The organism is Shewanella sp. 10N.286.51.B8 (assembly GCF_041469325.1).
Lineage (GTDB): Bacteria > Pseudomonadota > Gammaproteobacteria > Enterobacterales > Shewanellaceae > Shewanella.
The window spans coordinates 137,671-146,525 of record NZ_JBFRKG010000003.1 but is presented as its reverse complement, the minus strand read 5'-3'; the positions used below and the strand labels follow the sequence as shown (position 1 = coordinate 146,525).

General features: G+C 43.6%; 7 protein-coding genes. 2 read left to right on the top strand and 5 right to left on the bottom strand.

Annotation, left to right across the window (positions count from 1 at the left end; all coding sequences use genetic code 11):
• Positions 1-73: 73 nt before the first annotated feature.
• From AB4160_RS01300 to AB4160_RS01285, 4 genes are all read right to left on the bottom strand, one after another.
• Entirely contained in the window at positions 74-1,015 is a 942-nt protein-coding gene (locus AB4160_RS01300) for a zinc-binding dehydrogenase (protein WP_371993615.1), read from the bottom strand.
• A 68-nt stretch (positions 1,016-1,083) separates the two neighbouring features.
• On the bottom strand, positions 1,084-2,172 hold the full coding sequence (locus AB4160_RS01295; protein ID WP_372003328.1) for an alkene reductase: 1,089 nt from the start codon (positions 2,170-2,172) through the stop codon (positions 1,084-1,086).
• A gap of 10 nt (positions 2,173-2,182) precedes the next feature.
• On the bottom strand, positions 2,183-3,280 hold the full coding sequence (locus tag AB4160_RS01290; protein WP_017062692.1) for an alkene reductase: 1,098 nt from the start codon (positions 3,278-3,280) through the stop codon (positions 2,183-2,185).
• A 115-nt stretch (positions 3,281-3,395) separates the two neighbouring features.
• Entirely contained in the window at positions 3,396-4,277 is an 882-nt protein-coding gene (locus AB4160_RS01285; protein WP_372003324.1) for a LysR substrate-binding domain-containing protein, read from the bottom strand.
• 192 nt (positions 4,278-4,469) lie between these two features.
• Between AB4160_RS01285 and AB4160_RS01280 the strand changes: the two genes are divergently transcribed.
• Positions 4,470-5,636 carry an MFS transporter gene (locus AB4160_RS01280; RefSeq protein ID WP_029235440.1) on the top strand — a complete coding sequence of 389 codons (1,167 nt, stop codon included), beginning with the start codon at positions 4,470-4,472 and terminating at the stop codon, positions 5,634-5,636.
• Positions 5,637-5,767: 131 nt separating this feature from the next.
• Positions 5,768-6,460, top strand: coding sequence for an SDR family oxidoreductase (locus tag AB4160_RS01275; RefSeq protein ID WP_102519779.1), 693 nt, complete (start codon positions 5,768-5,770; stop codon positions 6,458-6,460).
• A 953-nt stretch (positions 6,461-7,413) separates the two neighbouring features.
• Here the strand turns inward: AB4160_RS01275 and AB4160_RS01270 are convergent.
• Positions 7,414-8,538 carry a dipeptidase gene (locus AB4160_RS01270; RefSeq protein WP_372003321.1) on the bottom strand — a complete coding sequence of 375 codons (1,125 nt, stop codon included), beginning with the start codon at positions 8,536-8,538 and terminating at the stop codon, positions 7,414-7,416.
• Positions 8,539-8,855: the final 317 nt, after the last annotated feature.

Below are 8,855 nucleotides of genomic sequence, written 5' to 3'. Positions count from 1 at the left end.
CAAAAGCCCAAAGTTAAAGCTAACCAAGAAAGAGACCGTTGGGATACGAGTGAACTAATACAAATAGTGCGGTTTAACTCAATGTAATTACAGTTTTTAGTTTTGTAAATTCACTATGTGTCAATGCCTCAGGCATGTCTGCAAAATTGAATATGATGGGCGCACTAATTACAACATCACTTTTAGTAATTCGTTCAAGTAACGCTTCACCATTTTGCATTAATGCATGCCAATCTTGTTTATCACCAAAATCATGTAACGCGCCAAGGGCTATTTCGTGGTAAGAAATAGTGCGAGTAAATGGCGGGTCAATGGGTTTAGCAATACGATCTTGAATGCAGACAATATGTCCATTCGCTCTTAACAGTGGTACTAAATGGGCGGCATTTTCGCCACTCACGGCATCAAAAATGGCGAAGTATTGCATGTCGATTTGAGATTGTTCTCGATAAACTTGGCGAATACCTAGCTTTTGGGCTCGCTCTTCGCTCAGACTCGCTGAGACAACATCAACGATATAACCCGCATCGAGAAGGAACTGGGATAATAAATTATTCACCGCGCCAAAACCAACGACAAGCACTTCTCTTTGTCGGGTTAATGGAATTTTTTCAAATGCTTGCCATGCGGTAAGCATCGGGCAAGGTAGCGCTGCTGCAAGTTCAAATGATAGGCTCTCAGGCAGCGTCATCACTCGCTCAGCATTCAAAACGGTATATTCAGCATAGCTACCATGGCGATTTAGTGAGCCATGATACGCCACTCGACGCCCAATGAGACTGGTGTCAACTTTAGAGCCTACGTGTACGATGACGCCTGCACCATCAACACCAGGAACATGACCATTCGGCCAATTTAGAGGATTGGCTTTAATAAATTTCCAATCGACAGGGTTTATACCAATCGCTTTGTTTTGTACTAAGATTTCATTGTCATCTAAAGCTGGTATTTCAGCCTTACCTAAAATAACACTGTGTGTCTCTGTTTGATATTGCCAAATTTGATAGGGTTCCATCGCATTCTCGTTTGCTTAAAGAAAGGAGAAGGCACCAAGGAGTGGTTAGTCCTTGATGCCTAGTTTTGCTATGCCTGATAAGTAGGATAATCGATGTAGCCTTCGGCTCCGCCACCATACAAGGTGAGTCTTGCGTCAGCATCAAACTCGGCCAGTGGGTTATCATTGGCCAAACGGGCGACTAAATCTGGGTTCGTTACAAAAGGGGTACCAAAGGCAACGAAATCAGCATACTGCTTGTCGAGTAACTGTTGCGCTGATTGCTTGGTCAGCTTTCCAGCAACCATGATTGGGTTTGAGTATATTCGGCGAACTTGTTGGCGAAACTCTTCAGGTACCTCTACATAGCGTGATATGTTTTCTGAAAAATGCACATACGCAAGGTTCATCGGTTGTAGTTTTTCCAGCAATGCTAACGTTAGCGGAACAATTTCAACATCATCCCCAGCAAAACCCTCTCCGATATGAGGAGACAGACGAACCGCAACTCTTTCCCCACCAATTTCGTCAGTAAGTGCTTGTAAGGTATCAACCAGAAAGCGCATACGATTCTCTTGGCTGCCACCATATTGATCACTTCTTTGGTTGCTTTCTAAGCGTAAAAAGGTATCAAACAAGTAACCATGCGCAGCATGAATTTCCACGCCATCAAAACCAGCTTCAATGGCGTTTTTGCCCGCTTGTACAAAATCCGCAATCGTGCTCTTAATGTCTTGCAGCGTCATCTCCCGTGGCGTTTCAGTTTCAATCATCCCAAAGCCACCTTCAGCTAGTGGGCCAAATACTTGATCTGGGATTTTAATCGCTGATGGGGCTAACGGCTTAGTACCTGAAATATCAGAATGACTGCGTCGCCCCACATGCCAAAGTTGAGTAAATATTTTCCCGTCTTCTTGATGCACAGCTTGGGTGGTTTTTTTCCAGCCTTCGATGTGCTCTGGGGTATAAATGCCCGGAGTCATCGAATAACCTCGTGCAGCCGCTGAGATCGGGGTGCCCTCTGATACAATGAGTCCAGCACTGGCACGCTGACGGTAGTAGGTTGCCATCATCTCGTTTGGTACATCACCAGGTTGAGACGTGCGTGAACGAGTCATCGGCGCCATCGCGATACGGTTTCTAGTCTCAAGTCCGTGACCTTTAAATACCTTAAACATACTTACCCCCTTAAGCTTTATACGTTGGATAATCAATCAGACCTTTCTCACCACCACCAAACAAGGTGTTTGGATCATGCTCTGCCAATGGGTAGCCGTGAAGTAGACGTTCAGGAAGATCGGGATTCGCCACAAAAGGTCGACCAAAGCCGATCATATCAGCCAGTCCGTCATCAATAGCTTGCTTTGCTTTTTCCGCATTATAACGACCTGCGTAGATCAGCACGCCTTGAAAAGCATTGCGCATTGCACGTTTGAATGAGACGGGTGTATCTGGTGCATCATCCCAATCGACTTCAGCAATATGTAGGTACACGATATGATGTTTATTGAGTAACGCTGCGGCAGCGGTATAAGTCTCAATAGGGTTAGCATCAACAGTACCATTGAGGGTTGTTAAAGGTGCCAAGCGCACACCAACGCGATCAGCGCCAATGGCATCGACCATTGCAGTAACAACTTCATCAAGAAAACGAAGACGGTTTTCAAGACATCCACCGTACTCATCAGTGCGATCATTCGCCTCTGAATCAATAAATTGGTTAATTAAATAACCATTAGCGGCATGCAGTTCAATGCCATCAAAGCCTGCCTCAATGGCATTCAATGCGGCTTGACGGTAATCTTCGATCACTTGCTGAATATCGGCTTTTGTCATCGCTCTAGGCTGAACGACGTCAACAAAACCAGGTTCATCACTGCCATTATCAACGAATACTTTGACGTTTTCCGCTTTTAATGCGGAGGAAGAAATCGGTTGCTTACCACCGATGTTATCTGGGTGAGTGACTCTTCCCACATGCCAAAGCTGCGCGAAAATAGCGCCTTGTTTGGCATGCACAGCGTCTGTCACTTTACGCCAACCAGCAATCTGCTCAGGTGTGTAAATACCTGGGGTCCATGCATAGCCTTTTGCCGTCGCTGAAATTTGCGTACCTTCAGACACAATCAATCCTGCACTGGCACGCTGAGCGTAATAGGTTGCCATCATGTCATTTGCGACATCACCAGGCTGACTGGCTCTTGAACGCGTCATCGGTGGCATGACAATGCGGTTTTTGAGTGTGAGTCCACCCAATGTGAATGGTTTAAATAGTGATAGTGACATAGTTGAGCCCTCTTCATTTGATAGGGGCATACTAGCAAATGAGTCACTAATCATTTATAGCAATAAAGGCAAATAATATTTGTAGAAATTGCAACAATCAGCTTGTTTAAGCGGGTTACAGGGTTAGCTTCGGCTTAATAAAATCAATAAAAGCGGAGATCCGCTTGGCCACAGAAGAAGTCTTATAATACACAGCGTTGACTTGTTCTCTTCGTGGATGACTGATTTTTTCGCTCTCCAACAGCGAGATTAAACGTCCTTCGGCAATATCTTTATTCACCATAAACCCTGATAGACATGCAATGCCATTTCCTGCCAACACAATTTGTCGAATGGTTTCGCCATTACTTGATGACATCAAAGCGTCTAGTTGGGTAAAACCTTTTAAAGGCCAGTCATTCAAAATTTTGGGGGCGACAAATCCAATGAGATTATGCTGAGCAAGATCGCTGCTTTTAGTGGGGAGCCCGCGTTTTGAGATATATTCTGGTGAAGCCACAATATACAAGGGGCTTCGACCCAGCGACCGAGCATGTAGCGTAGAATCGCTCAACGTACCAATCCGAATTGCTAAATCGGTTTTCTTTTCTAGTAAATCCACAATGCCTTCATTGGAGGTTATTTCTAGCTCAATATCGGGATAGGCTTGATTAAATGACTGCACCAATGGCACCAGTTGATGAAACACAAACGGACTAGCCGCGTCGACACGTAAACGGCCTTTGGGCAATTCCCCACGGGAAATAATATCTTCTTCCGCCTGCTGTAATTGCATTAATCCCACCCGCACAGAGTAAATGAACTGGCGTCCTTCATCGGTTAATTCAATACGTCTAGTGGTTCGGTTTAGAATAGTGACCCCAAGTTGACTCTCCACTTTACTGACCGCTCTGGATACTCGCGCGACTTGGATATCTAGGCTCTCTGCTGCCGCTGAAAAACCTCCGGTATCGACTACAGCTAGTAAAATGGCTAAATCATCAGATTTCGTTCGCATGCTATTTCCCTCAACTTTATCCAATCGCTCATCAGCTTTATTGCATTTATAACAAATATCATTTGTAAAAACCTCTGTTTTTCACAAAACATCTTTAATGCAAAATGCCCCCCATCAATTAACAACGCGACGGTATAGCGACCAATACATCGGCTATTGCTGGTCATTTTCAAACAACAGAGAGTAAATATTATGCCTTTAGCACTTCTTGCATTGACGCTCAGCGCCTTTGCTATTGGAACAACGGAGTTTGTGATCGTGGGGCTACTCCCGACCATGGCTTCCGACCTAAATATATCACTGCCTTCAGCAGGCTTGCTGGTTAGCCTTTATGCACTTGGTGTTGCCATTGGCGCCCCGGTTTTAACGGCTTTAACAGGAAAGTGGAATCGTAAACACGTATTGATTACCGTCATGTCACTGTTTGTTGTCGGTAACTTAGTTGCATGGCAAGCACCTGGATATAACACCCTGATTATCGCTCGTATTTTGACAGGTTTAGCCCATGGTGTATTTTTCTCCATTGGTTCAACCATTGCTACCGGTCTGGTACCAAAAGAAAAAGCCGCCAGCGCCATTGCGATTATGTTCACTGGTTTAACCGTGGCGTTAGTCACAGGCGTGCCGCTTGGGACATACATAGGTCAAACCTTTGGCTGGCAATCAACCTTCTTAGTTGTTGCGCTATTAGGTTTAATCGCATTAATTGGTAGTGCTTTCTTAGTACCAAATAACTTAAAACAACCTGCTGCAGCTAAGCTTTCATCGCAGCTTAAGGTATTAACTCAACCTAGATTATTACTGGTTTATGCGATTACTGCACTGGGTTATGGCGGCACTTTTACAGCATTCACTTTCCTTGCTCCTATTTTGCAGCAAGAAACTGGCTTTAGTGCTAATGCAATTAGTTTAATTATGTTGGTTTATGGAGTCTCAGTTGCGATTGGTAATATTTGGGGCGGAAAAATGGCCGATAAAATGGGCCCAATAAAAGCCCTTAGCATTATTTTTACTGGTCTTGCAGCTGTGCTTATCGTGTTCAATTTTACCGCCGTTAACCCTATTGCCGCGGTAGCCACGATTTTAGTTTGGGGGGCATTTGCATTCGGTAATGTTCCAGGTTTACAAGTATATGTAGTGAAACTTGCTGAAAAATATACACCAGATGCAGTGGATGTTGCTTCCGGTTTAAACATTGCCGCCTTTAACGTTGGTATTGCACTTGGTTCATGGGGCGGAGGGATGGTTGTCGCTGAAGCAGGCTTAATGCATACACCTTGGGTAGGTGCAGTAGTTGTACTGATAGCGCTTGCTTTGACCCGCTTTAGTGGTCGTCTTGATAAGCGTGCAGAAAGTTAATGGTAAAAATGTATTAATGAAATAAACACGACTCTTACCCTTAGAGCTGGTCAATGCAGCAGCATTGGCCAGCTTTTCGCAACTTATATTGATTGGTATTAGACAAGATTGAAACTGATAAGAGGCACTCAATGAAAACCGTTTTTATTACTGGAGCTAATCGTGGCTTAGGATTAGAGCTTGCAAAGCAATATGCACAGCGACATTACAAGGTCATCGCTTGCTGTCGCGATATTGATTCAGCGCATGAGTTAACCCTGTTAGCACAACAGTATTCAACCATTCGCCCTTATGCTCTAGATGTTAGTCATGAAACAGATATTCTCGCTTTAACTGAGGTGTTTAAAGAGCAACCTATTGATGTACTTATTCATAATGCTGGGGTGAGTGGTGAAGGATGTGACAACTTAGGCAATATGGATCAGCAAAGATGGCTAGAGGTGTTAAAGGTCAATACCATCGCACCCATGTTAATCACGCAGGCCTTGCTCAATAATATTCTAGCCGGCCAAGATAAAACCATAATCGGGATGACCTCAATACTGGCCAGTATTGATGATAACCGCTCAGGGGGACGATACAGCTATCGAGCATCAAAAGCGGCCCTCAACCAAATAATTAAATCTCTAGCCTGTGAATTATCCGAAGCGGGAGTGAAGACCATGGCAATTCATCCAGGTTGGGTAAAAACCGATATGGGTGGCAAGGAAGGCAAGGTAACAGTAGAAGAGAGTGTTAAAGGCATGCTTAATGTAATCGACAATTTAAAACTTAAACATTCAGGTTCATTTTTTGTCTACGATGGCACTCAATTGCCATGGTAAGCCCTGTAGTTACGTCACATGAAAGCTCTAAGGGGATGATATGCTTTTTACCTTTATAATCCTTTGTATTATCGCTTTGCTCGGATGGTATTTATACAAAGTCTCCCGTGATATTTCCCAAATTGACTGGGATTGGAATGGCGATGAGATCCTATAAATTGATATCGCCTGCATCTATGGCTGGTCACATTATATTCTAATGAAAAACTGTGAGCTCGCTCTGGTGCTGAGTAAATACTTTAACGCGAAATGGGGCGTGCGACGTGAAGTCGTATGAAGCGCTGTTCACCGCTTAATGTGTGAACCATCTGTATCACCAGATGAACCTATGAGCCTGAATAAAGTAGCGGCTCTGACAATGTAACGAAGAATGGTCATGGACTATTCGGGATCTAAATCGCGAGAGGACGATCCTCCTGATAACCACAAATCGGGTGAGTGCTGGTAGTCAGTAAGATGAACATAAGTGAATCCGCGTAAGGTGCGTTATACGTTGAAGCAGCGGAAGTTGTAACCCTCCCTTATATCGATCATATTTTAAGAGAGTTTTCTTTATTTAACCGCTCATATAGCTTGGGCGGTAGCAAAGAATGTCGTAGCAAGAAAGGGGATTAGGTTGGATGTATTCCACAAAGGGTTCACCGTTAAACACTTATAGGCCTTGAAAGAATTGACTCAGACAATGTACCTGCTTTGTACATGAGCAGAACCGCCCAAACGTGAAGTTCACACCTATTTGTTTAGCAAACTCCTTATGCAATAAAGGTTTTCATTTCTTATCTGTGGCTGAACAAATACCCGTGGTTCAGTCTTAAATAATCGACAACAGCGTGATTTTGTACCTCAGAAATGTCTAAATTCAAATTAGCACCGCCAGTCTTTAGACTGGGCTGGCAGTGCTTTTTACGACTCAATATTTAATCAACTAACATTAATCAACTAACATTAATCAACTAACGCCACACCTGATCAAATACTCGGTACATATTACCACCCAAGAATTTGCCACAATCCTCTTGGCTATATCCATTTTGTAGCATTTTATCAATCAGTGCCGCTACAATTTGGTAAGGTGCTGGAGTAGGGAAGCCCTTTGCACCTGCTGCTGCACTATAGCCGCCATCAGGGAAAACAGCAGCGCCCATTGGGGTTTGCATGATTGAGGCAGTAAAACTAATATTGGGAATATAGTCTGAACCAAAACCCACGTGATCAATACCAACTAGGTTCACCATGTAATCGACATGACGGAATAGCGCGTCTGTGGTAACAATATCTGGGTTAGACGTGTCCATAAATGCGCCAACCATATTGATTGAGCATACACCACCACTCTCTGCGATGGCTTTGATTACTTCGTCAGATAAACTACGTTGATAATTGGCCATGGCTTTTGCACCTGAGTGCGAAGAAATAACAGGTTGACTACTGCGCTCTATAGCATCAAGCGAGGTACGTTCGCCTGTATGGCTAACATCTACCACCATGCCGTAACGGTTATAGCTATCAATCAGCTTTTTACCAAAGGCGGTCAAACCGCGATTTTCAGGTTCAAAGCAACCATCTCCTACTTCATTGCGATTGTTGTAAGCTAAAAGACAGTAGCCATAACCTAACTCACGCCACAAAGCGACACGGTCCACATCGCCACCAAATATCTGGGTGCCTTGGTGAGTAAAAAATAGCCCAAGCTTGTCCTCTTTTACCGCATCATCAATGTCTTTTGTTGTACGGATAATTTTGTAGCTGTCTGGGCGTTCTCTCATTTTATTAAGATAAAAATCTGTGCCTTTCATGATGCCATCGACAGAGGCGTCTAACGAGTCCGCAGATGGACATGCTGCAAGTACTTTAAAACCAGCAGCCTTACAACGGTCCATTTCATCGTGAAATTCTGGCGCTTCAGGTGAAGACCACTGACTGGGATATAGTGCAGAAAATAGGGTATCAATGGTCATAGAATCACGGACAATATTGACAGCTTTTTCTGATGCGGGATAAAACTGTTTACGCTGTGGGATATTGGAATAATCTTTGATTTCAAATTCAGGTAGCTCAAGGGTTTTGTTATTAGTCATAATTCGATTCCTATAGTGTTTGCGCCTTTCAACATGTTCAATAAACGCTGAACTTGTTTAAGATTTAACTATAGTAGTCTCATTATCGTTGGAGTATTAATCGTTTATGTATGATCAAATCCTCAACTACTAGGATCCTGTTAACATCACCTTAAGGACTGACATGGTTTAGTCATACCACCAGACGCCGCATGGCTAGATGATATTCACTTTCAATATCTCGATAATAGGTTGTTAGGTTTTTTTCATTAGGTGAGTCCCGCAGGTTCATCGTTAGCTGCAACAATACCTAAAGCTAGCTAAGGAGGTTTTCTTAG

What these genes read in the sequence shown, in the direction of transcription:
- AB4160_RS01300 (WP_371993615.1), bottom strand. Translation starts at nt 1,015, where the DNA reads ATGGAACCCTATCAAATTTGGCAATATCAAACAGAGACACACAGTGTT.
- AB4160_RS01295 (WP_372003328.1), bottom strand. Translation starts at nt 2,172, where the DNA reads ATGTTTAAGGTATTTAAAGGTCACGGACTTGAGACTAGAAACCGTATC.
- AB4160_RS01290 (WP_017062692.1), bottom strand. Translation starts at nt 3,280, where the DNA reads ATGTCACTATCACTATTTAAACCATTCACATTGGGTGGACTCACACTC.
- AB4160_RS01285 (WP_372003324.1), bottom strand. Translation starts at nt 4,277, where the DNA reads ATGCGAACGAAATCTGATGATTTAGCCATTTTACTAGCTGTAGTCGAT.
- AB4160_RS01280 (WP_029235440.1), top strand. Translation starts at nt 4,470, where the DNA reads ATGCCTTTAGCACTTCTTGCATTGACGCTCAGCGCCTTTGCTATTGGA.
- AB4160_RS01275 (WP_102519779.1), top strand. Translation starts at nt 5,768, where the DNA reads ATGAAAACCGTTTTTATTACTGGAGCTAATCGTGGCTTAGGATTAGAG.
- AB4160_RS01270 (WP_372003321.1), bottom strand. Translation starts at nt 8,538, where the DNA reads ATGACTAATAACAAAACCCTTGAGCTACCTGAATTTGAAATCAAAGAT.